General features: G+C 71.2%; 22 protein-coding genes and 1 pseudogene. 7 read left to right on the top strand and 16 right to left on the bottom strand.

All coding sequences use genetic code 11. The annotated features are described in order from the left end of the window. From ABR571_RS14960 to ABR571_RS14930, 7 genes are all read right to left on the bottom strand, one after another. Positions 1-257: tRNA (adenosine(37)-N6)-threonylcarbamoyltransferase complex ATPase subunit type 1 TsaE (locus ABR571_RS14960; protein WP_409454001.1), on the bottom strand; the 257-nt coding region annotated here is incomplete at its 3' end. An 11-nt stretch (positions 258-268) separates the two neighbouring features. Continuing rightward, positions 269-1,378 (bottom strand): alanine racemase, encoded by a 1,110-nt coding sequence (gene alr, locus ABR571_RS14955; protein ID WP_409454000.1) that lies wholly within the window; start codon positions 1,376-1,378, stop codon positions 269-271. Positions 1,379-1,424: 46 nt separating this feature from the next. Beyond that, positions 1,425-2,849, bottom strand: a complete 1,425-nt coding sequence (locus ABR571_RS14950; RefSeq protein ID WP_409453999.1) for an NAD(P)H-hydrate dehydratase — start codon at positions 2,847-2,849, stop codon at positions 1,425-1,427. Between the two features lie 3 nt (positions 2,850-2,852). Next, the gene (locus ABR571_RS14945; protein ID WP_409453998.1) at positions 2,853-3,224 is read right to left on the bottom strand and encodes a holo-ACP synthase; all 372 of its coding nucleotides are present in this window, start codon (positions 3,222-3,224) and stop codon (positions 2,853-2,855) included. Positions 3,225-3,229: 5 nt separating this feature from the next. Continuing rightward, positions 3,230-4,249 (bottom strand): NAD(P)/FAD-dependent oxidoreductase, encoded by a 1,020-nt coding sequence (locus ABR571_RS14940; RefSeq protein ID WP_409453997.1) that lies wholly within the window; start codon positions 4,247-4,249, stop codon positions 3,230-3,232. A gap of 73 nt (positions 4,250-4,322) precedes the next feature. Then, a complete protein-coding gene (gene glmS / locus ABR571_RS14935) occupies positions 4,323-6,170 on the bottom strand; it encodes a glutamine--fructose-6-phosphate transaminase (isomerizing) (RefSeq protein WP_409453996.1) in 1,848 nt (615 codons plus the stop codon). Positions 6,171-6,191: 21 nt separating this feature from the next. Continuing rightward, positions 6,192-6,971 carry a hypothetical protein gene (locus ABR571_RS14930; RefSeq protein WP_409453995.1) on the bottom strand — a complete coding sequence of 260 codons (780 nt, stop codon included), beginning with the start codon at positions 6,969-6,971 and terminating at the stop codon, positions 6,192-6,194. Positions 6,972-7,101: 130 nt separating this feature from the next. Here ABR571_RS14930 and ABR571_RS14925 point away from each other — a divergent pair, with 130 nt between their 5' ends. Beyond that, positions 7,102-8,112, top strand: a complete 1,011-nt coding sequence (locus tag ABR571_RS14925) for an MBL fold metallo-hydrolase (protein ID WP_409453994.1) — start codon at positions 7,102-7,104, stop codon at positions 8,110-8,112. Between the two features lie 23 nt (positions 8,113-8,135). After that, positions 8,136-9,701: a GMC family oxidoreductase gene (locus ABR571_RS14920; RefSeq protein ID WP_409453993.1), complete on the top strand. Its 1,566-nt coding sequence runs from the start codon at positions 8,136-8,138 to the stop codon at positions 9,699-9,701. On the opposite strand, the gene ABR571_RS14915 is transcribed toward ABR571_RS14920, so the two are convergent. The 5 genes from ABR571_RS14915 to rplM form a co-directional block, all read right to left on the bottom strand. Next, the gene (locus ABR571_RS14915) at positions 9,702-11,333 is read right to left on the bottom strand and encodes a serine/threonine-protein kinase (RefSeq protein WP_409453992.1); all 1,632 of its coding nucleotides are present in this window, start codon (positions 11,331-11,333) and stop codon (positions 9,702-9,704) included. Next, positions 11,323-12,048, bottom strand: a complete 726-nt coding sequence (locus tag ABR571_RS14910) for a hypothetical protein (RefSeq protein WP_409453991.1) — start codon at positions 12,046-12,048, stop codon at positions 11,323-11,325. Before ABR571_RS14910 ends, ABR571_RS14915 begins: the two co-directional genes overlap by 11 nt. A 238-nt stretch (positions 12,049-12,286) precedes the next feature. After that, positions 12,287-13,621 (bottom strand): phosphoglucosamine mutase, encoded by a 1,335-nt coding sequence (gene glmM / locus ABR571_RS14905; RefSeq protein ID WP_409453990.1) that lies wholly within the window; start codon positions 13,619-13,621, stop codon positions 12,287-12,289. Between the two features lie 7 nt (positions 13,622-13,628). After that, the gene (gene rpsI, locus ABR571_RS14900; RefSeq protein WP_409454002.1) at positions 13,629-14,024 is read right to left on the bottom strand and encodes a 30S ribosomal protein S9; all 396 of its coding nucleotides are present in this window, start codon (positions 14,022-14,024) and stop codon (positions 13,629-13,631) included. After that, positions 14,015-14,455, bottom strand: a complete 441-nt coding sequence (gene rplM / locus ABR571_RS14895) for a 50S ribosomal protein L13 (RefSeq protein WP_409453989.1) — start codon at positions 14,453-14,455, stop codon at positions 14,015-14,017. The genes rpsI and rplM overlap by 10 nt, the downstream gene beginning before the upstream one ends. A gap of 284 nt (positions 14,456-14,739) precedes the next feature. On the opposite strand from rplM, the gene ABR571_RS14890 reads away from it, so the two are divergent. Next, positions 14,740-15,534: a class F sortase gene (locus ABR571_RS14890; protein ID WP_409453988.1), complete on the top strand. Its 795-nt coding sequence runs from the start codon at positions 14,740-14,742 to the stop codon at positions 15,532-15,534. Between the two features lie 9 nt (positions 15,535-15,543). Here the strand turns inward: ABR571_RS14890 and ABR571_RS14885 are convergent, their stop codons facing one another. Next, positions 15,544-17,163, bottom strand: a complete 1,620-nt coding sequence (locus ABR571_RS14885) for an ABC-F family ATP-binding cassette domain-containing protein (RefSeq protein WP_409453987.1) — start codon at positions 17,161-17,163, stop codon at positions 15,544-15,546. A gap of 69 nt (positions 17,164-17,232) precedes the next feature. Between ABR571_RS14885 and ABR571_RS14880 the strand changes: the two genes are divergently transcribed. From ABR571_RS14880 to ABR571_RS14870, 3 genes are read left to right on the top strand one after another with little or no spacing between them, the layout of a single operon-like run. Next, entirely contained in the window at positions 17,233-18,615 is a 1,383-nt protein-coding gene (locus ABR571_RS14880; RefSeq protein WP_409453986.1) for an FAD-binding oxidoreductase, read from the top strand. Next, positions 18,612-19,259: a lysoplasmalogenase gene (locus ABR571_RS14875; protein WP_409453985.1), complete on the top strand. Its 648-nt coding sequence runs from the start codon at positions 18,612-18,614 to the stop codon at positions 19,257-19,259. Before ABR571_RS14880 ends, ABR571_RS14875 begins: the two co-directional genes overlap by 4 nt. A gap of 9 nt (positions 19,260-19,268) precedes the next feature. Next, positions 19,269-19,856 carry an RBBP9/YdeN family alpha/beta hydrolase gene (locus ABR571_RS14870; protein WP_409453984.1) on the top strand — a complete coding sequence of 196 codons (588 nt, stop codon included), beginning with the start codon at positions 19,269-19,271 and terminating at the stop codon, positions 19,854-19,856. Positions 19,857-19,881: 25 nt separating this feature from the next. Here the strand turns inward: ABR571_RS14870 and ABR571_RS14865 are convergent, their stop codons facing one another. Beyond that, a complete protein-coding gene (locus ABR571_RS14865; protein WP_409453983.1) occupies positions 19,882-20,778 on the bottom strand; it encodes a sterol desaturase family protein in 897 nt (298 codons plus the stop codon). A gap of 64 nt (positions 20,779-20,842) precedes the next feature. Between ABR571_RS14865 and ABR571_RS14860 the strand changes: the two genes are divergently transcribed. Next, positions 20,843-21,448: a TetR/AcrR family transcriptional regulator gene (locus tag ABR571_RS14860; RefSeq protein WP_409453982.1), complete on the top strand. Its 606-nt coding sequence runs from the start codon at positions 20,843-20,845 to the stop codon at positions 21,446-21,448. A 67-nt stretch (positions 21,449-21,515) separates the two neighbouring features. Here the strand turns inward: ABR571_RS14860 and truA are convergent, their stop codons facing one another. Beyond that, the gene (gene truA, locus ABR571_RS14855; protein WP_409453981.1) at positions 21,516-22,298 is read right to left on the bottom strand and encodes a tRNA pseudouridine(38-40) synthase TruA; all 783 of its coding nucleotides are present in this window, start codon (positions 22,296-22,298) and stop codon (positions 21,516-21,518) included. Between the two features lie 263 nt (positions 22,299-22,561). Further along, positions 22,562-23,014: pseudogene (gene rplQ / locus ABR571_RS14850) on the bottom strand (50S ribosomal protein L17); the annotation flags it as partial.

Here is a 23,014-nt window from a genome sequence, read left to right as displayed (position 1 = left end):
GACGGATGCACCCGCGCGATAACGAAGGTCGGCGAGGCGATCCGGCCCTGCACACCCATGCCGGCGCCGATGCCCTGCGCGAGCGCGGTCTTGCCGGCCCCGAGCGGGCCGGTCAGCACGACCAGGTCGCCGGCCCGCACGATCGCACCCAGCCGACGGCCCAGGGCGCGGGTGTCGTCGACGGTGGGTAGCCGCCGGACCCGGGGACCGAGGCCGCCGGCAATTCTCGGCCCGCCCGGCTGGCCCGGTCCCCGCATCGGTCCCACGGTCACGATCGGTAGACCCGCTGCACCCGCGGGCCGACCCGGGTGACGATCTCGTAGTGGATCGTGCCCACCGCCTCGGCCCAGTCTTGCGCCGTCGGCTCGCCGTCGCGTCCAGGCCCGAACAGCACGACAGGGTCACCCGGCGCCACGGTCAGTTCGCCGACGTCGATCACGATCTGGTCCATGCACACGCGTCCGGCGACGGTGAACCGGGCACCATTGACCCAGACCGGCCCGACGTTCGACCCGTGGCGCGGCACGCCGTCGGCGTAACCGAGCGGCACCAGCACCAGCGTCGTCTCGCGGCTGGTCGTGTACTCGTGGCCGTAGGAGACGCCTTCACCTGCGCGCACGCGCTTGACGCCGGCCGCCGCCGCGCGCAGCGTCATCGCCGGCGTGAGTCCGTGGTCGTCGGCGACCGGCGAGAGCCCGTAGACCGCGATGCCGGGCCGAACGAGGTCGAAGTGCGCCTCCGGCAGCGTGAGCGTGGCGGCCGAATTCGCGAGGTGCCGCAGTTGCGGCTGCACCCCGGCCCGACCGGCGACCTGGAGCGCCGTGTCGAAGGCCGCGATCTGCTTGGCGATCGTCGGGTGCCCCGGCTCGTCGGCGTACGCGAAGTGCGACCACGCGCCTACCACGATGATCTCGCCCGCCGCCTGGGCCTTGGCCGCCGCGGCGACCAGGTCGGGCCAGTCGTCGACGTAGCTTCCGTTGCGGGACAACCCGGTGTCGATCTTGAGGTGGACACGGGCCGTCGTCCCCGACTCCCGCACCGCTGTGGTGATCGCGTCGAGCTGCCACTGACTGCTGGCTGAGATGTCGATGCCGGCGGCGAGCGCACGCCCCACGGTCCCGTCCTCGCCCGGCGCCCACAGCCAGGACAGGATCGGCGCGGTGATTCCGGCGGCCCGGAGCGCGAGCGCCTCGTCGACTATCGCGGTGCCGAGCCACGTCGCGCCACCGGCGAGCGCCGCGTGGGCCGACGGCACCAGGCCATGGCCGTAGCCGTCCGCCTTGACGACCGCCATCAGCTCGGCCGGCGTCCCGGCCTTCATGGCCGCGACGTTGGCCCGGATAGCGGCCAGGTCGATGACAGCCTCGGTACGTAGCACCCCGCCATCCTCGCAAACGCGGTGCCGCTGCGTCGCGGAGCGAACGTCAGCCGGCGGCGATGTGATGCAGCGCGGCCCGCAGTGAGTGCAGCACGTCGGCCGACGAGGGCGGGCCGACGGCGGCGGCCAGCTGGCCGGCCACGCCGTGCACGTAGGCGCCGACAGCAGCGGCCAGCGGCGCTTCGAGCCCGGATGCCAGCAGTGACCCGATCAGCCCGCTGAGGACGTCACCGCTGCCGGCCGTCCCGAGCCACGGCGTGCCGGTGCGGTTGATCCACGCCCGCCCGTCCGGAGCGGCGACCACCGTCGCGTCCCCCTTCAGCAGGACGGTCGCCCCCAGGTCGCGCGCGGCCGCCCGGGCGCTGCCGATCCGGTCGGCGGACGGACCTTCGGCGATGCGCGCGAACTCGCGGTCGTGCGGGGTCAGCACGGTCGGCACCGACCGGCCGGCCAGCGGGTCGGGCGACTGACCCAACACGGTGATCGCATCCGCGTCGACGATCACCGGGACGTCGGTCGCGAGGACGTCGGCGAGAAGGGCGCGGGCCGAATCGTCGGTGCCGATGCCCGGCCCGATCACCCAGGCCTGGACCCACAATTCCGACGGCCGCGCGTCCTCGTGCACCACGACCTCCGGGTACCGGGCGCGGATCGCGTCGGCGGCGGTGCCGGCATAACGCACCATCCCGGCGCCTCCGCACACCGCCGCGCCGGTGGACAGCACGCCGGCCCCGGGGTACGCCGCGGACCCGGCGACCAGACCGGTCACGCCTCGGGTGTACTTGTCATCGGCCGGCCCAGGGGTCGGCAGCAGACGGGCCACATCCTCGGCTTCGAGCACATGCACATCGGCCTCGGGCAAGGTGGCGTCGAGTCCGATGTCGACGAAACGCAGCTCGCCCGTACGACGGGCACCGTCGCCGACGAGCAGCCCCGCTTTCAACGCGCCGAAGGTGACCGTGACGTCCGCCCACACGGCGTCACCGTCGGCCGCTCCCGTGTCGGCATCCACCCCGGACGGGATGTCGACCGCGACGGTCAGCGTGTCCCGGGCCGCGGCCGCGAGCTCGACAGCGGCGCCGCGCAGACTGCCCCGGCCGCCGATTCCCACTATGCCGTCGACGACCAGCGCCACGCCGTCAAGTGCCGCGGGTTCGATCGCCACCACACGGCCGCCCGCGGCGCGGAACGCGGCCAGCCCGCCGGCGTGCGCTCGCTCCGCGTCCAGCAGCAGGGCCCGCACGGCCGCGCCGCGCCGGGCCAGCGCTGCTCCGGCATACAGCGCGTCACCGCCGTTGTTGCCTGCGCCCACCAGTAGCGCCACCCGCGCGCCGTAGACGCGCCCGAGCAGCGCGGCGCACTCGACGGCCAGCCCGGTGGCCGCCCGGGCCATCAGCGCGTCCTCGGGCAGCCGGGCCATCAACGCGTCCTCCGCCGTCCGGACCTGCTCGACGCCGTACACCCCGCGCACGCGCTATCCCTCCGCCAGCACCGTCGCCGAGGCGATGCCGCCGTCGTGCGAGAGCGAGACGTGGAACCGCGTCACCCCGAGCGACGTGGCCCGGGCCAGGACGGAACCCGTCACCACGAACGACGGACGCCCGATGTCGTCGACGAGGACCTCGGCGTCGGTCCAGGCCATCCCACCGCCGGCGCCGAGCGATTTCGCGAGCGCTTCCTTGGCGGCGAACCGCGCCGCCAGGGACTCTGCCGTGCGAGGCGACCCCGACGCGGTGACCTGCTCGGCCGCGGTGAACAGCCGGGCGGCGAGCGACGGCGTCCGGGCCAGCGATTGTGCGAACCGCTCGACCGGCACCACGTCGATCCCCACTCCGACGATGGCCACGTCGCTCAGGCGGTCGGGGACGCGGTAGGCGTCGCTTCGCCCAGCGCCGGCGCGTAGTCGGACAGGTGGCCGGGGAAGGCCGACTTACCCGGGTTGAGGTAGGCGAAGGCGTTGTTGACCGCGGTGGCGACCTCGCCGAACCCCGTCGCGATCAGCTTCACCTTGCCGTCGTAGTCGACGATGTCACCGGCGGCGAAGATGCCGGGAACGGACGTGCGGCCGGCGGTGTCGACCATGATCTGCCGCTTCTGGATGTCGATACCCCACTCCATCAGCGGGCCCAGGTTGGCGGTGAAGCCGAGCGCCGCGATGAGCTTGTCGCAGGCCAGTGTGATCGGCTCGTCCTCCCCCTTGACCGTCACCTCGACCTGCTCGACGTCGGGATCGCCGCGCACCGCCGACACCTGCGCGTCCGTGATGATCTGCACCGACGACGTCTTCAGCAGCTCGACGGAGTGCTGGTGCGCGCGGAACTCGCCCCGTCGGTGCACCACGGTCACCGACCGGCCGATCGGCTCGAGCATCAGGGCCCAGTCGAGCGCGGAGTCGCCGCCGCCGACCACCACGATGTCCTGGTCGGCGTACACGCTCGGATCGGGCACGAAGTGGACGAGGCCGCGACCGAGGTACTCGCCGCCGGTGGGCAGTGGACGAGGCGTGAAGGTGCCAATACCGCCGGTGATCACGATCGCGCGCGTGTCGACGCGGTGTCCGCTTGCCGTGGTCACCGCGAAGCCGCCGTCACCGCGCTCGAGGCCGACCGCCTGATGGCCGAGCATGTAGTTCGGCTTGAACGGCGCCGCCTGCGCCAGCAACTGGTCGACGAGGTCGCGACCCTTGATCGCCGGGAACCCGGCCACGTCGAAGATCGCCTTCTCCGGATACATGGCCGTGATCTGCCCACCCGGCTCCTCGAGCGAGTCGAGCACGGCCGTGGACATCAGCCGCACGCCGGCGTAGTACGCGCCGAACAGGCCCACCGGGCCGGCTCCGACGATCAGCAGATCGACCTTGGTGGAGGGCACGTGCGGAGCGTACCGACTACTCGACCGTGACCGACTTAGCCATGCTTGACGAATCGGCGCGGCCGCCGCGGAGCTACTCGACCGTGACCGACTTGGCGAGGTTCCGCGGCTTGTCGACGTCGAAGCCCCGCGCCTGGGCGATCTCGGCGGCCAGCACCTGCAGCGGCACCGTCGTGACGAAGGGCGACAGCAGGGTCGGCACCGCCGGCACCTCGATGTAGTGCGCCGCAAGGGAGCGCGCGGCGGTGTCGGACTCCTCGCCGATGACGATCATCCGACCGCCGCGGGCCTTCACCTCGGCCACGTTCGACAGCATCTTCTGGTGCAGGATCGGACGGCCGCTCGCCGACGGCATGATCACCACGACCGGCAGCCCCTCTTCGATGAGCGCGATCGGCCCGTGCTTGAGCTCGCCGGCCGGGAAACCCTCGGCGTGCATGTAGGCGAGCTCCTTGAGCTTCAACGCACCCTCGAGCGCGACCGGATAGCCGACGTGCCGGCCGAGGAAGAGCACGGCCTTGGCGTCGGCGATGTCGCGGGCCAGCTCGCGGACCGGCTCGACGCTCTGCAGGACGCGCCCGATCGCGTCGGGCACCGAGCACAGCGTCTCGTACTCGCTGATGATCTCGTCGCCGTACTTCGTGCCCCGCGCCTGCGCGAGGGCCAGCCCGACGAGCTCGACGGCCGCGACCTGGGCCAGGAAGGTCTTCGTCGCGGCGACGCCGATCTCCGGTCCGGCGTGCGTGTAGAGCACCGCGTCGGACTCGCGCGGGATCTGCGCACCGTTGGTGTTGCAGATGGCGAGGACGCGCGCGCGTTGCTGGCTCGCGTAGCGCACGGCCTCCAGCGTGTCGGCGGTCTCGCCCGACTGGCTGATCGGCACGACCAACGTCTGCCGGTCGAGCACCGGGTCGCGGTAGCGGAACTCCGAGGCCATCTCGACCTCGACCGGCACCCGCGTCCAGTGCTCGATCGCCTGCTTGCCGATCAGTCCGGAGTGGTAGGCGGTACCACAGGCGACGATGAACACCTTGTCGATGTCGCGCAGTTCCTGGATGTCGAGGCGCTGCTCGTCCAGCACGATGTGGCCGTCGGACAGGTGACCCAGCAGCGTGTCGCGCACGGCCGACGGCTGTTCCTGGATCTCCTTGAGCATGAAGTAGTCGTAGCCGCCCTTCTCGGCGGCGGTGAGGTCCCAGTCGATGTGGAACGGCTTGCCCTCGGCCGGCGCGCCGGCGAAGTCTGTGATCGTGTAGCCGTCGCGACGGATCTCGACGACCTGGTTCTGCCCGAGCTCGACGGCGTCGCGGGTGAACTCGATGAACGCGGCCACGTCGCTGCCGAGGAACATCTCGCCGTCACCGACGCCGACCACGAGTGGCGAGTTGCGCCGGGCCGCGACGACCACATCGGGCTCCTTGGCGTCGAGCAGGACGAGGGTGAACGCCCCCTGCAGCCGGCCGCAGACGGCGCGAACCGCGTCGGCCAGTGAGCCGCCCTGGGCGTCGAGGTGCGCGGCGACCAGATGGGCGACGGTCTCGGTGTCGGTATCGCTCGCGAAGTCGACGCCCGCGGTTTCGAGCTCGGCGCGCAACTCGGCGAAGTTCTCGATGATGCCGTTGTGGACTACGGCGATTCGGCCGTTGCCGCCGGCGTGCGGATGCGCGTTGCGGTCGTTCGGCGGCCCGTGCGTGGCCCAGCGGGTGTGGCCCATGCCGGTGGTGCCGGCGATCGTCCGCGTGGCCAGCTCTTTATCGAGGTTTTCGATACGGCCGGCCTTCTTGGCGATCTGCAGCGCACCGTCGTCGTCGATGATCGCCACGCCGGCCGAGTCGTAGCCGCGGTACTCGAGGCGGCGCAGGCCTTCCACGACCACGTCCAGGGCGGGGCGAGGGCCGACGTATCCGACGATGCCGCACATGGTGCTAACAGTACGGGGGCCTCAGGGCGCCGAGGGGGACCCGGCGGTGGCGCTGCCGGTCGACGCGCCGGAACGGGAGGTCGGCGCGGACCGCGTGCCCGGCTGGCTGGCCGGAGCAGTCGTCGTGACGGCCGGTGCCGTCTGGGTCACCGTCGGCGTGGTCACGACGACCGAGGGCGTAACCGTCCGGGTGATTGTCGGCGTGCCGGCCGGCGAAGTCGCGGCCGGTCCGCCCGCGGTGCCGAAGACGCTGGTGCCAGTGCCGCCGTTGCCGCGGACGAGATCGCTCAGCGGCCGCCCGGCGACCACCTCGACCCCGGTCACGACGGCGAGGACGGCGACGAACGAAGCGATTGATCCGATCGCGATCCGCCGCCAGGCGGTCTGCGGATGCGCGGCCGGGCGAGACCGGGTCGGCGGGCGGGCCGGCTCGGGCAACATCGGCGGCCCATTTTGGATCACGTTTTCCTCGGCTGGCGCCGCGGCCGGGCCGGGCTGGCGTCGCTCGCGGAGGAAAACCCGATCCACCCGCACGCGCTCGCTGGTCGTGCGCAGCGAATGGCCGTACACCGCATTGCCGACGGCGCTCACCACGCTGGCCAGCGCAGCGCCGATGACCGTGCCCGAGACGCCGAGGTAGGACGCGGCGATCGTCGCGGTGATCGCCGCCAGGGCGGTCGCGACCAGTTGGGTCGCCGACAGGTCGAAGCCGGCCATCCGCCGGCGGCTCCGAGAAGGCCCTGCCTCGGGGATGTGCGGGGCCGCCGGGATCTCAGTCGTCTCGTTTCGTGTCGTCGTCATGGCCCAATCAGTGTCGACGCTCCGTAAGCGTTTCCGGCAACGCGGCTCACGGCCCTCTAAGAGCCGGGGCTCGGATGTGACGCCGCTCTCCCAGGGCCCGCAGGCACAGGCGGTGCCATAACGTGCAGAGGTGGTTGACGAAGCGGACAGGCACGCGTGGGAGCGGCCGGGCGCGCACGAGGTGGCCCCCGGCGTGCATCGCATCCCGCTTCCGCTGCCGGGCGACAGTCTCAAAGCCGTCAACATCTACGCGATCAGCGACGGCGACCACGTCGTCCTCGTCGACGGCGGTTGGGCGCTGGAGGAGAGCGAGCACTTGCTCGGAGACAGCCTCGCCACCATCGGCTACGGCCTGGGCGACGTTCGCGAGTTCCTCGTCACGCATCTGCACCGCGACCACTACACGCAGGCGGTGTCGCTGCGTCGGGCCCACGGCGGCGCGGTCTCGGTGGGCGCCGGTGAGCAGGCCTGCCTCGAGGCGATCCGAACGGTCGAGGTGCATCCCGATGTCGCTCGGCTGCACGAGGCGGGCGCCCTCGAGCTTTCGCGCATGCTGGCCGAGTGGCGCGGCGAGCGGGACCTGCTCAACTGGGAGGACCCCGACCGGTGGTTGGCCGACGGCGTCGACCTGCCGTTGACCACGCGGACACTGCGGGTCATCGCCACGCCTGGACACACCCGCGGCCACGTCGTGTTCCACGATCCGGCGAACGACGCGCTCTTCGCCGGTGACCACGTCCTACCGCACATCACCCCGTCCATCGGCGTCGAGCTGAACCGCCCGCTTTCGCCGCTGCGCGACTACCTCACCTCGCTCGAGCTGATCCGCGCGCTGCCCGACGCGCGATTGCTGCCCGCACACGGTCCTGTGACGGCATCGGTGCACGACCGGATCGACGAGCTCCTTGTCCATCACGAGCAGCGGCTGACCGCCACCGCCGATGCCGTCGACTTCGGCGCGCACACCGCCTTCGACGTCGCCCACGTCCTGCCCTGGACGCGGCACAAGCGGCGCATCGACGACCTAGACATGTTCAACCAGGTGCTCGCGATCCACGAGACGATGGCCCACCTGCGGGTCCTCGTCGAGCGCGGGCTGCTGACCGAGAAGACCGTCGACGGCATCGCGCACTTCGCCTGATCCGCGCGGGTAGGTTGCCGGACATGGCTACCCAGTTCGACTACGTCATCGTCGGTGCCGGCTCGGCCGGATGCGTCCTGGCCAATCGGCTGAGCAGCGACCCGACTGTGCGGGTCGCCGTCGTCGAGGCCGGTCCGCGTGACCGCAAGCTGGAGATCAAGCTGCCGGCCGCCTTCCCCAAACTGTTCAACACCAGCTACGACTGGGGCCTGCACACCACCTCACAACCCGAGTTGAAGGCGCGCGAGCTGTACTGGCCGCGGGGCAAGACGCTCGGTGGGTCGTCCTCGATCAACGCGCAGATGTGGGTGCGCGGCGCCGGCGCGGACTACGACAGATGGGGCGAGCAGGTACCGGGCTGGTCCTACGCCGATGTGCTGCCCTACTTCCGTCGGTCCGAGAACCGCGTGGGCAGCAATGCGGGCGACACCTACGGCGTCGGCGGCCCGCTCTACATCGAGGAGCTCCGCGACCCCAATCCGCTTCGGGCCGCGTTCTTCGAGGCGTGCGCCGAGGACGGGTTCAGCCGACTGCCCGAACTCAACGACCCGGGGATCGACGGGTACGCGCCGACGCCGGTCAACCAGCATCGCGGCCGGCGATGGAGCGCCGCGGACGGCTACCTGCGCCCCGCCCTGAAGCGGCCCAACGTGACCTTGTTCGCCGGCGCACTGGCCGAGCGGATCGTGCTCGAGGGCGGGCGGGCCACCGGCGTCGTCATCAACGCCCCGAAGGGCGGCCGCCAGACGTTGGGCGCCTCGCGCGAGGTACTGCTCAGCGCGGGCGCCGTCCACTCGCCCCACCTGCTGCAGCTGTCGGGCATCGGCGATCCCGACGTCCTCGCCGCGGCCGGCATCGAGTCGGTCGTCCGGGCCGACGGTGTCGGCAAGGGACTGCAGGACCACCTGTCCGTCCCCGTTGTCATGTTCACCCGGGACGCCGCGACCCTGGTCGATGCCGAGAAGCCGGTCAACCTGCTCAAGTGGCTCTTGCAGCGGCGCGGCATGCTCACGTCCAACATCGGCGAGGGCGTGCTGTTCGGCCGTTCCGAACCGGGTCTGGCGCTGCCCGACCTCGAGTACATCTTCGCGCCGGTGCCCTTCATCGAGCACGGGCAGGTCGAGCCGGCCGGACACGGCATCACGATCGGGGTCGTGCAGCTGCAGCCCGAATCGAAGGGCACAGTGACGGCGCGATCGGCCGATCCGAGCGTCCCGCCCGCGATCGACGCCGGTTACCTCACCGCGCCGGGCGACCTGGACCGGCTCGTCCGCGGCGTGCAGCAGGCGAAGCAGCTCTTCGGGACCAGCGCTCTACGCACTCTGGTGACGGACGCGATGCTGCCCGACCCGACCCAGACCGACATCCCGGAGTACGTCCGCACCGCGGCCGAGACGTTGTATCACCCGACCGGGACGTGCCGGATGGGCACCGACGACGCCGCCGTCGTCGACGGCGAGCTGCGCGTCCGCGGGGTCAGCGGCCTGCGCGTCGTCGACGCCTCGGTGATGCCCCAGATCATCCGTGGGCACACCCACGCACCGACGGTGATGATTGCCGAGAAGGCGGCCGACCTGATCCGCGGGTGATCAGGGCGTCGGCGGCGCCGGCGACCCGATCGCCCCGGCCGCCACGGCGGTGTCCGACGGCGGCGGGGGTGAACTCGTGCTCGCGCTGCTCGACACGCTCGCGCTCGTCGACGTGACCGGCCGCGGTGCGCTCGACGACCGGGCCGCGCTCGTCGAGCGCGTCGTCGACCGAGTCGGGGTCGCCGATTTCGACGCACTGTGCGACGTCGAGGAGCTGGACGAATGCGTCGTCGCCACCACAGCGGCCTGCGATGTCTTGCGGTGCGCGGTGGTGGTCTTCGGCACGCTCGGCTGCGTGGTCGTGGTCGTGGTGTCGGCGGGCGAACTCGGCGAGCCGCCCAGCAGCAGGAACCCGGCCCCGGCCATGAGCGCCGCGAACGCGATCGCGGCCAGCACGAGCGTCATGCCCCTACGACCCCGGCGGGCGTCGCCGTCGTACGGCTCGTCGTCCCACGGCGCATAGGTAACCGGCGGAGCCGGACCGGCCGGTCCGGGCATCGCGACGGGGACGCCACCGGTCGCCACCGGCGCGACCCGGCCGGTAGGAGCGGCGGCCAAGGCTCCCGTCCCCATCCCCGCCGCGGCCGGGATCCCAGCAACCGCGCCCGTCGGTATCGCCGCGCTCGCGCCTGTCGGCACTGCGGCGGCCGCCGCGGCGGCGCCACCAGCGACCGCGGTCAGGCCGGCCGCGGCCACCGTCGCGGCCGCCGTTCCCGGCGACATGTCGGCCGGAACGTCGGCCACCGGTGTGACGGCCGGCGGGACGCCTTCACGCAGGCTGCGCGCCACCTCGGCGGCGGCCGGCCGGTCGTCGGGATCCTGGACCGTCATCGCGGCCAAGAGCTCCGGCCACGGCGTCGGCAGGCCGGGCGGGATCTGCGGTGCTGTGGTGAGTCGGGCGGCGAGCGCCTCGTGCACCGGCCCGTCGAAGCACCGGACACCGGTCAGCGACTCGATCAGCACCAAGGCCAGCGAGTACACGTCGGCCGCCGGCCCCACGTTCGCGCCCTTCGCCTGTTCCGGCGCGATGTAGGACGCGGTGCCGAGCGTCATGTCGACCGAGGTGAGCCGCTCGCTGCCGATCATCCGGACGATGCCGAAGTCCGACAGCCGCGAGCGCACGGCGCCGGGCATCGCCTCGTCCACGCCGAGCAGGATGTTGGCCGGCTTCACGTCGCGATGGACCATCCCGCGCGCGTGGACGTAGGCCAGTGCGTCGGCGATCTGCGCGCCCAGCTCACGGGCCTCGCGCTCGCTCAACGGCCCTTCGCGGAGCCGGGACGCCAGGTCCGGCCCGTTCACCAGTTCCAGCACGAGGTACGCGGGGCCGTCACCGGCCACCGATCCGTCGAACAGGGTGATCAGGTTGGGATGGCTGAGCCGGGCCAGCGATTGCAGCTCCAGCTCGCGGCGCACCTCGCCGTGCGTGTCGTCGTCGCCGCCCACGCCTGAGCGAAAGACCTTGACCGCGACGTCCCGGTCGAGCAGATCGTCGTGCGCCCGGAAGACCTCGGCCATCCCGCCCAATCCCAGGCGGTCGATGATCCGATAGCGGCCGCCCAGCACCCACGCACTGTCCGGTTGCTGCCCCGACTCGGGATGTGCAGCATTCGGCTCCGGCTCATCCGGCACGCTTCGTTCCCCTCGACCACGGTGGCCGCACAACGCGCCACAGCTTAGGGATACCCCCCGGTTCAGCCGGGTAATCGGCTCTTGGCGTGACGCCCGACGCGTGGGCGGGCCGCAGCCCTGACGTCACATTCGCGACTTTTCCCACAAATGACGATCCCAGCCGATTTTCCGGCCGGGCACCACCGCGTCCCGCGGTCGCTAGATGCGGACGACCTTTCGCATGCTGTAGTTCATCGTCAGGCCCGTGTTGTCGAATGCGCAGATCTGCAGCAGCCGGTGCCCCGGGCCAGCGGCGGCGAAGGCCGGTCGGCGGCGGCGTGTTCTCGTCCGGCGGCGGCCCGGTCAGCAGCCCGTCAGCGTGCAGCAATACATGCATGACGTGCTTCTTGCCGTCACGCTTCAGCGCGTTCGGTCCCGCGTCGGACATCCAGTTCGTGCTGAAGTAGCTGGTGGCACCCGAGCTGCTGGTGTTGGTCGGGCTGATCGTCGGCCCTTCCTTCACGGCGACGTACAGCTGGTCGGTCGTTGCGGTACCGATGCAGCGGGAGTGGAATTGCGCCCGGGCCACCGTCGCGCTCGCCTGGACGACCGGCCGAACCTGCGGGACGAACGCGGTCGTCGACGGCGGCGGCTCTTCCTCGGCCAGCGCCGGCGCGGCGACCGCGGCGACGGAGAGGGCAGCAGCGGCACAGAGTGCCATCTTCCAACGGGTCATGAACTTTGTCCGTATGGGCCAGGCCTCGATTTGATTTTCGTGCTCGAAAGAATGCGAAAATTATTCGTTCAGGACAACGGCTGTGGAAGCAATTTGATGCAAATCAGAAGTCGTCTCCGGAAAACGTCCCGCTTTTGGCAGAACAACCAGGGTCGCGCTTTCCCGTCGGCGTGGGAGTACGGGCCAAATGGCTAAAGCGTTGCGCCGGCGGAAAGTGGTACTCGACGGCGCGGTCGTCTTACGCGCCGGCGACGACGCCGGCCAACCGATTGGCGATCGCGTCGGCGCGATCCTGCGTTTCGGCTTCCACCATGACGCGGACCAGTTGCTCGGTCCCCGAGGGGCGCAGCAGCACCCGGCCCGCGTCGCCGAGTTCGCGCTCGGCGGCGGCGACGGCCTCGGCCACGGCTGCCGACCGGGCCACCGCGTCACGATCGTCGACCCGCACGTTGACCAGGGTCTGCGGCAGCCGGTGGACCACCGACGCGAGCTCGGCCAGCGAAGATCCGGAGCCGACGATCCGGGCCATGACGTGCAGCGCCGTCAGCAGGCCGTCCCCGGTGGTGGCGGCGTCCGCGAAGACGATGTGCCCGCTCTGCTCGCCGCCCAGGCTGAGTTCCTTGGCCCGCAGCGCCTCGAGGACGTAGCGGTCACCGACGGCGGTCGTCAGCACTTCGATGCCGGCGTTGCGCATGGCGTGGTGGAATCCGAGGTTGCTCATGACGGTGGCCACCACGGTGTCGTTGCGCAGTTCCCCGCGCTCGCGCAGGGCCAGCGCGCAGATGGCGAGCAGCTGGTCGCCGTCGACCACGGCACCGGTCGCGTCCACTGCTAGACAGCGATCGGCGTCCCCGTCGTGGGCGATGCCGACCTGTGCCCCCGATCGGCGGACGGCGTCGATCAGGCCGTCAAGGTGAGTGGAGCCGACGCCGTCGTTGATGTTGAGGCCGTCAGGCTCCGCCGCCACGGCGGTCACTTGCGCGCCGGCCCCGCGGTAGACCTCGGGGGCGACGGCCGACGCGGCGCCGTTCGCGCAGTCGACGACGACGTGCAAGCCGTCGAGCCGCGCCGGTTGCGCACCGAGCAGGTGCGCGCCGTACCGCTCCAGGGCGTCGTCGGCCGACTGCAGGCGGCCGATCGCCGCGCCGGTGGGCCGCGTCTTCGGCCCGGCCGCGGCCGCGAGCTCGATCTCGTCCTCGAGATCGTCGGGCAGCTTGAGGCCACCGGCCGCGAACAGCTTGACGCCGTTGTCGGGCATCGGGTTGTGGGACGCCGAGAGGACGACGCCGAGATCGGCGCCGTAGGACGCCGTGAGGAACGCGACGGCCGGAGTGGGCAGCACACCGACGAGCAGCACGTCGGCGCCGGCCGAGGTCAGCCCGGCGACGACTGCGGCCTCCAGCATCTCACCGCTCGCGCGCGGGTCGCGGCCGACCACGGCCACCGGCCGGTGCGAGGCGTCGTGCGCGACCAGCACCCGCGCGGCGGCCCCGGCCACCGCGAGGGCGAGTTCCGGGGTGAGGACCTCATTCGCCAGGCCCCGGACTCCGTCGGTCCCGAAGAGCGAACCCACGAACGGGCTAGCGCTTCGAGTACTGCGGCGCCTTGCGAGCCTTCTTCAGGCCGTACTTCTTGCGCTCCTTGGCCCGCGGGTCGCGGGTGAGGAACCCGGCCTTCTTCAGCGCCGGACGGTCATCGGGCTCGATGCCGATGAGCGCGCGGGCGATGGCCAGACGCAGAGCGCCGGCCTGGCCGGTCACCCCGCCACCGGACAGCGACGCGATGACGTCGTACTGGCCGTCCTTCTCCAGCGTGACGAACGGTTCCTTGATCAGCTGCTGGTGCAGCTTGTTCGGGAAGTAGCCGTCCAGGGTGCGGCCGTTCAGCTTGAACTCACCGGTACCCGGAACGAGGCGGACGCGGACGACCGCCTCCTTGCGGCGGCCGACGACGGGGGCGGGAGTTGTCACTGCGATACCTGCTTGATCTCGAACGGCTGCGGCTTCTGGGCCGCGTGGGGGTGATCGGGGCCGGCGTAGACCTTCAGCTTCTTCAGCTGGGCCCGGCCGAGCGTGTTCTTCGGGAGCATGCCCTTGACCGCGAGTTCGACGACCCGCTCGGGCTTGGTCTCCAGCAGCTCACCGACAGTCCGCCGCGACAAGCCGCCCGGGTAACCGGAGTGGCGGTAACGGAACTCGTTGAGCTTCGCGCCCGTGACGGCAACCTTCTCGGCGTTGACGACGATGACGAAGTCACCGGTGTCCACGTGGTTGGCGAACTGCGGCTTGTGCTTGCCGCGCAGCAGGCGGGCGGCCTGGCTGGCTAAACGGCCGAGCACGATGTCGTTGGCGTCGATGACGTGCCAGCGACGCTCGATCTCGCCCGGCTTCGGGGAGTAAGTGGACACTGTTCAACTCTCTGTTCGGTCTTCACGCGGAATGCGCCCCCACGGTCTCATCGTCCGAAGACGGCGGAGACCCCGAGGCATGGCCGGGACGCACGACTTGAGGTGACGCGCGCCAACGCACCACTCTACCGGGCGCATCGGGGCGGTCCAAATCCGCTGCCTCCGTGGGCGGCTGCCCGGCCCACCGCGTTTAATGGCTCTCTACACGTACCGACAGGAGCCCAGTGGCATCGCCGAGACAGAGTCCGAAGCGCAAGCGCTTTAGTGACCCCCATTCCATCGCGGTGCTCGAACACGTCGGATGGGTCCCGTTCGCGTGCGCCATCGTCGCCATGATGACGATCGCGTTCGCCGGGATCACCTGGGTGACCTCGCCGCACTGGGGCAAGTACCAGGCAAGGGCCCAGGCCAAAGCGCGCGACGTCGGCGCGATCCCGACCACGCCGGCATCCCCTCACATCGTCGCCGACATTGTGTCGCCCAATCGGATCGAGATCCCGAAGATCCACGCCGTCGCGCCGATCGTGCCGGTCGGCACCACAGCCGACCGAGAGTTGGAGATCCCGCTCAATCCCAAACGCGTCGGCTGGTGGAAGTACGGCGCCAAGCCCGGAGCCGCCACCGGCACCGCCATCCTCGCCGGGCACATCAACTACGCGGGTGTCACCGGCCCGATGGCGACGATCGGCAAGCTCGACCCCGGCGACGACGTGTTCGTGTTCGGCACCCAGAACGCCGACAAGCAGCACGAGGTCAGGTTCCGGGTGACCGGCGTCCGGACGTACCACAAGACGCGGCTGCCGTATCAGCAGATCTTTGACCAGAAGAGCGTCGGCCGGATCGCGATCGTGACCTGCGGCGGCCCCTTCGACGCATCCACCGGCAACTACCTCGACAACATCGTGGTGTTCGCCGTGCTCGATCCCGATACGACGCCACCCACCACCGTGCCCGGCATTCCCGGCGTGAGCGGCGCGAGCACTCCTCCGGCCTCGACGACGGCGGCACCGACGCCCACGGACAGCAGCCCGGCGATCAAGCCGTCGGATACCTCGCGGCCCACGGACGGGCCGAGCTAGCCCGCGTCCTCAGCGCGCGCGGACGACCCGCGTCTCGTCGAACACCGGCTCGGCGGACTCGTACACCCGGCCGTCGGCGCCGAAGACGAGGAAGCGGTCGAACGAGCGGGCGAACCACCGGTCGTGGGTCACTGCGAGCACCGTGCCGTCGAAGCTGTCGAGCGCTTCTTCGAGTGCCTCAGCGCTGAGCACGTCGAGGTTGTCGGTCGGCTCATCGAGCAGCAGGAGGGTGGCTCCGCACAGTTCGAGCAAGAGGATCTGGAACCGCGCCTGCTGGCCGCCTGACAGCGTGCCGAAGCGCTGCTCGGCCTGCTCGCCCAGGGCATAGCGCCGCAGCGCACCGATCGCCTTCCCCCTGGCGATCCCCGGCCGGTCGACGTCGCCGTCCCACAACAGCTCGAGCAGGGTGCGCCCCGTCCACGTCGGATGCGCATGGGTCTGCGCGAACAGGCCGGGAACGACCCGGGCCCCGAGTCGCCACGAGCCGGTGTGCGCCACGTCGTCGCCGCCGAGCAGGCGCAGGAAGTGCGACTTGCCGGCTCCGTTCGCACCCAGGACGCCGACCCGCTCGCCGTAGTAGATCTCGGCGTCGAACGGCTGCATCAATCCGGTGAGCTCGAGCCCCTCGCACGTGATCGCCCGCACGCCGGTGCGGCCGCCGCGCAACCGCATGGTCACCCGCTCGTCCTCGGGCTTGTCCGGCGGCGGGCCGGCTTCTTCGAACCGCTCGAGGCGCCGCGCCATGACGCGGTACTTCTGCGCCATGACCTCGCTGACCTTGGCCTGGACCTGCAGGGTGCGGACGAGGTCCTTGAGGCGCGTGTGCTCCTCTTCCCACCGGCGACGCAGCTCGGCCATCCGCTCGTGCCGGTGCGATCGCGCCTCGTGGTAGGAGACGAAGCCGCCGCCGTGCACCCACGTCGTCGCACCCTCGACCGTGATGACGCGGTCGGCGACGGTCGCCAGCAGCTCGCGGTCGTGGCTGACGAACAGCACCGTCTTGGGCGTCTCACGCAGTCGTTGTTCCAGCCAGCGCTTCCCGGGAACGTCAAGGTAGTTGTCGGGTTCGTCGAGCAGCAGCACCTCGTCGCCACCGCGCAGCAGCAGCTCCAACGCGAGTCGCTTCTGCTCGCCGCCGGACAGCGTGGTCAGCTCGCGGTATTTGCCGGCCTCGTAGGGCAGGCCGAGCGCGGCGACGGTGACGGTGTCCCACAGCACCTCGGCGTCGTAGCCGCCGGCGTCGCCCCAGTCGGTCAGGGCGTGGGCGTAGTCGAGCTGCGCCCGCTCGTCGTCGCGCTCCATGAGCACCAGTTCGGCGGCCTGCAGCGCGTTCCACGCCGCCGCGAGTTGGGGCGAGGAGAGCTGGACGAGGAATTCCTGGACGGTTGTGGTGTCCCGTACCGAGCCGATGAACTGGCGCATGACGCCGACCCCGCCGCTGCGCGTAACGGTCCCCGACTGGGGCGCCTCGTCGCCGGCGATCAGCCGAAGAAGGGTGGTCTTGCCGGTGCCGTTGGCGCCGACCAGGGCGGCCTTCGCGCCGTCCCCCACCCGGAAGGACGCCCCCTGCAGGAGCACGCGGCCGTCGGTCAGAGTGTGCCCGATAGAGGCGACCTCCACATATCCCACGGGCGTCAGTGTCGACGATCCGGCGGCGCCGTGCACGCTTGTTACCGGTGTTAACGCAAGGATGGCTTCATGTCCCTGGACGAGCTGGCGGCCGCCCTGCCGCCGGACACGGTGCTGACCGACGCCGCCCTGCTCGCGTCCTACCGGCAGGACTGGGCCCGCGACCCGGACGCCGGCACCCCGCTGGCGGTCGTGCGGGCGAATACGACCGCCGACGTGCAGGCCGTGCTGAGGTGGGCGACGGCGCACCGGGTGCCAGTGGTGCCGCGCGGCGCCGGTTCCAGCCTCTCGGGCGGGTCGACCGCGGTGGACGGCGGCATCACCCTCAGCACCGAGCGGATGCGGCGGGTGACGATCGACCCGGTCACGCGGGTCGCGGTCGCCCAGCCCGGCGCCTTCAACGCCGAGGTGAAGGCAGCGGCGGCCGAGCACGGCCTCTGGTACCCGCCCGACCCGTCGTCGTTCGAGATCTGCTCCATCGGCGGCAACGCGGCGACCAACGCCGGCGGCCTGTGCTGCGTGAAGTACGGCGTGACCACCGACTACGTCCTGGGCATGGAGGTGGTGCTGGCCGACGGCACGGCGGTGCGGCTCGGCGGCCCCCGGCTGAAGGACGTCGCCGGCCTGTCGCTGACCAAGTTGTTCGTCGGCTCGGAGGGCACGCTGGGCGTGATCACCGAGCTGACGCTTCGACTGCTGCCCGCCCCACCGGCGGCCTGCACACTCGTCGCCACCTTCCCGTCGGTCGAGGCTGCGGCGATGGCGGTCGTGGCCATCACCGCGGGTTTGCGCCCGTCCATGCTCGAGCTGATGGACAACGGCAGCATCAATGCGGTCGAGGACTTCGTGAAGATGGGGCTCGACCGCGACGCGGGTGCGCTGCTGTTGGCCCGCTCCGATGCACCCGGCGGTGCCGCCGCCGCGGAGATCGAGCAGATCCGCGCCGCCTGCGAGGCGCACAACGCCGCCGAGGTCTTCACGACCTCCGACGCGGATGAGGGCGAGGCCTTCGCCGCGGCGCGCCGGGCCGCGTTCCCGGCCATGGAGCGGCTCGGCTCGCTGCTGCTGGAGGACGTCGGCGTCCCCGTGCCGTCCCTGCCGACGCTCGTTCACGGCATTCGCGCGATCGCCGCGGAGCGGGACACCCACATCGTCGTCGTCGCGCATGCCGGTGATGGCAACACCCACCCGATCATCGCCTACCCGGCCGGGGACCCGGCGGCCGAAGCGCGGGCGCGCCTGGCCTTCGGCGAGGTGATGGACCTGGCGTTGAGCCTCGGCGGCACCATCACCGGTGAACACGGCGTCGGGCGGCTCAAGGCGCCGTGGCTCGGAACACAGCTCGGCCCGGAGGTCATGGCCCTGACCCGACGGATCAAGGACGCGCTGGACCCCGACGGAATCCTCAATCCCGGCGTGGTACTGCCGGCGCGGCATACTTCCTCGCCGTGAGTACGACGGGAACGCTGCTGCCGGTCGCCGCCGTGTTCGCCGTCGGCGACTGGCTCGCCGTGCACTATCGCTTCTTCCGCGTGGAGTACGTGCTCAAGCCGGCGACGCTGGTGGCGCTGGTCGTCGCGGCGGCGGGGGCCGACCTCGGCGACGCCAAGCCGTGGGTCGTCACGGCGCTTGTCTTCGGCCTGCTGGGTGACGTCGGCCTGATGCTGAGCTCCGGCCGCACCGATCGCCCGTTCCTGGCCGGGCTGGCCGCTTTCCTGATCGGGCACCTCTTCTACCAGGTTGCCTTCGTCGTCGCCGGCGTCCACGCGCTCGAGTCGCTCGCCGGTCTGCTGATCGTCGGCGGCGCCGCCGGGTTGGCCCTGCCCGAGGTACTGCGCGGCGCCCGGCAGCGCGCCGGCCTCGAGTTCTCCTACATCGTGGGCGCCTACGCCGCCGTCCTGGCCGTGATGGCAGTGCTCGCGGTCGGCACCAGTCACATCGCCACTGCGGTCGGCGGCGTGCTGTTCTTGGTGTCGGACACCCTGATCGCCCGCGATCGGTTCGTGGCGCCGGTCCGGCACGGCAAACTGCTGGTGATCGTGACCTATCACCTCACGCAGTTCCTCATCCTGATCGGCCTGATCGGGTCCTTCTAGTCTGGGCGGATGCCGCGCCGCCCGAGCCGAACCGTTCCCACCCTGGTCCTGCCCGGCTGGATGGGCTCGGGTGCGGGTCACTGGCAGACGGTGCTGGAGGACCAACTGCGGGCGGCGGGCCGCACGACGAGCCGCCCGGCCTTCGCCGATCTCGACAACCCGGACCTCGCCGAATGGCTCGACGCGTTGCGCGCCGCGCTGGCCCCCCTGCCGGCTGACGGCTTCGACGTCGTGGCGCACTCACTGGGCGCCGTGCTGTGGCTGCACCATGTGGCCGACCCCGGCGACTCGCCGCGCGCCGCGCGGGTGCTGCTCGTCGCCCCGCCGTCGCCGCGCACGAGCATCGCCGAGATCGCGTCCTTCTTCCCGCCGCCGCTGGACGTCGATCAGGTTCGCCGCGGTGCGGACGGGACGGTGCTGGTGGCCGGCGACGACGACCCGTACCTGCCCGAGGGGATCGCGGCCGCCTACGGCCTGCCGCTCAAGATCGCGACGACCGTGGTGCCCGGCGGCGGCCACATCAACGTGGAGTCCGGCTTCGGCGAGTGGCCGGCCGTGGCCGACTGGTGCGGGCGCGACAACCTCGCCTTCTACTGACCGCCCGTCCCGAGTTGTCCGTGCTTCACCACGTAATAGCGCGGGCAGACGCGGACAACTCTGACGCAGCCGCGGCTGGTTGCCATCCGGGCGGGGCGAACAGGTAACCGAGCCGTTCGCGCCACGAGCGGCTGCGGCGGACGTCGCGGAAGATCGCGGCGTACTCGTGATACTGCAACCGGAACGGGTTGTAGCTCTCGACGTTGGTCGTGAGACCGTACGTCGGGCGGTGCCGCTCCTCGGCGTACGAGCCGAACATGCGGTCCCAGATGATCAGCATCCCGGCGTAGTTCTTGTCGAGGTACTCGGGATCGCTGGCGTGGTGGACGCGGTGGTGCGACGGCGTGTTGAAGATCAGCTCGACGGGGCGCCACATGCGGTCGATGCGCTCGGTGTGCACGAAGAACTGGAAGATCAGGTTGACCGAGAACGCCGAGAAGATCAGCCAGGGCGCGATACCCATCAGCGGCAGTGGCACCCAGACGAGCAGTTCCCACCACGGGTTCCACTTCTGCCGCACGGCGGTCGACAGGTTGAATCGCTGGCTGTTGTGGTGCGCCTGGTGCGCGGCCCAGAGGATGCGCACCCGGTGCGCGGCGCGGTGTTCGGTGTAGAAGAGCAGGTCCACGGCGATCAGCGCGAACAGCCAGGTGTACCAGCGGTGCGCGTCCAGGTGCACCGGCGCGACGAGGTAGAGCGCCGCATAGCCGAGCAGCGCGAAGATGCGCGCCACGCCATTGACGACCAGCGAGCCCAAACCCATCAGCACGCTCGTCCGCGTGTCACGGGCTTCGTAGCCCCGGTAGCCCCGCTCGTCGTCGGCGAGGAAGCGCAGGGACAGCGCCTCGAGGGCGATGAACACGAGAAAGACCGGGATCGCGTACGTGACCGGATCGCGCAGGGAGTCGGCAAATGACGCCACTCGCTCCACCTCCGCCCCACCGAACTGACCCGGAAGTCATTTACCGTAAGATAACATCTCGGTCATGTCCAGTGGCGCTGCGGTCGGCACCAAGGGAGTGCCGCGGGCCGAGCGCGAGGAGCAGATGGTCGCCGTGGCGATCGCCGAGTTCGCCGCGAACGGTTACGCCGGGGCGTCCATGGTCGAGATCGCTGCGCGGGCCGGAATCTCCAAGCCGCTGATCTACCAGTACTTCGGATCGAAGGACGGCTTGTTCCTCACCTGTTTGCACGCCGTGTCCGGCGGCCTGCTGGACCGCTTGCAAGCCGCCGAACTGAAGGTCGACGACACGGTGGCCTCACGCATCTACCCGCTGCGGGCGATCTTCGAGGCGCTCGAGCCGCAGCGCGCCGCGTGGCGGATGCTGTTCGACCCGTCCATGCCGAGCACGGGCGAGATCGCGTCGGCCGCCGACGACTACCGGGCACAGATGACGGCCATCGCGGCCAGCGGGTCAGCCCGGTTCCTGCAGGCCCGTGGCATCGACAGCCAGGCGGACACGTCGGCCCTGACAGCCGTCTGGATGGGGGTCGTCGACTCCCTGGTCGAGTGGTGGCTCGACCATCCCGAGGAGTCGGCCGAGGACATGATCGCCCGCTGCTACCGCCTCCTGGGCGCGATCCTCGACTAGCTCGCGGCCGGTCAGCCCGCCCCCGGCGAAGGTGCTGCACCTCGGCCGTCATGGCGAGCGTCTGGCATCACGCCCGGCGGGCGCGGGTCTGCTCGGCCCGCACGGCGAGTTCGGCGTCGGGCGGGTAGCCCACCTCGACGAGGGTCAGCCCGTGCGCGGCCGCGACCGAGACCTCGCCCGCGCGCCGACCGAGCGCGAACAGCGACGGCGGCCAGTCCACCGGACGGCGGCCCTCACCGACCGCCAGCAGCGCGCCGACCAGGGACCGGACCATCGAGTGGCAGAACGCGTCGGCGACGACGGTGCAGGCGATCTCGGCGCCGTCGCGCTCTATCGTGAGCCGCTGCAGGTCGCGCACGGTCGTCGCGCCCTCGCGGCGGCGGCAGAACGCCGCGAAGTCGTGCAACCCGGTCAGTTGCTCGGCGGCGGCGGCCATCGAGGCGACGTCCAACGGTCGCGGCCACGTCAGCACCTGCCGACGGCGCAGCGGCTCGGCGGCCGCCGGCTGATCGCAGATGCGGTATTCGTAGCGCCGCCACAGCGCACTGAACCGGGCGTCGAACCCCCCAGGAACGCGGCGCAGGGAGCGGACGCGCACGTCGAGCGGCAGCACCCCGGCGAGGCGCCGCAGCAAGCCGTCGGGCAGGCCGGTCAGATCGCAGTGCGCCACTTGCCCGGTCGCGTGCACACCGGCGTCGGTCCGCCCGGCCACCGTGAGCGGCACGGCCGGAACGCGCAGCACCGTGGTGAGGGCGGTCTCGAGCTCACCCTGGACGGTGCGCCGGCCGGGCTGAACGGCCCAGCCGGAGAAGTCGGTGCCGTCGTAAGAAACGTCGAGGCGGACCCGCATCAGCGGGCCCGCCTCGATCGCGGAGTCGTGCAGGACTACTCGTCCGACGGCTTCTCGGCCAGCTCGCCGCCGGCCTCCGGCGCGTCGCCGACGGTGTCGGCAGCTGCCTCGGACGCGCCCTCGGCGTCGTCGGCGCCCAGTCCGAGCGCGGCCAAGCCGCCGTCGGTGTCGCCGTCGGTGTCGCCGTCAGTGTCACCGTCGGTGTCGCCGTCGGAACCCTCGAGCGCCTCGGTTGCCTCGGCCGCACGGGCTTCGGCCGCCTCGGCGTCGGGGGTGTCGCTGCCGGCCTCGGGACCGTCCGGCTGCTCGCCGGTGGCCGCGGCCGTCTCTTCGTCCTCGATCGACGTCGCCACGCCCGCGGCGGTCGGCGACTCGGCCGCCGCGTCCTCGGCGATCTCCTTCGTCCGTCCGGTCGGCGCCTTCTTGGCGGCGACCTTCGTGCCGCGGGCCTTCTCGGCCTCGGCGACGACGGATTTGAGTTCCTCGACGATCTCGATGACGGCCATCGGAGCGTTGTCGCCCTTGCGCGGGTTGGTCTTGATGATCCGCGTGTAGCCGCCCGGCCGTGACGCCATGCGCGGACCGATCTCGGCGAACAGCTTGTGCACGACGTCCTTGTCCCGGATCACCGTCATGACCTGACGCCGGGCGTGCAGGTCACCGCGCTTGGCGAAGGTGATGAGCCGCTCGGCGAGCGGGCGGAGCCGCTTCGCCTT

The sequence above is a fragment of the Jatrophihabitans sp. genome, from assembly GCF_046262535.1.
Classification (GTDB): Bacteria; Actinomycetota; Actinomycetes; order Mycobacteriales; family Jatrophihabitantaceae; genus Jatrophihabitans.
The sequence above is the reverse complement of the archived record's forward strand: the minus strand, read 5'-3'. Positions and strand labels throughout refer to the sequence as shown.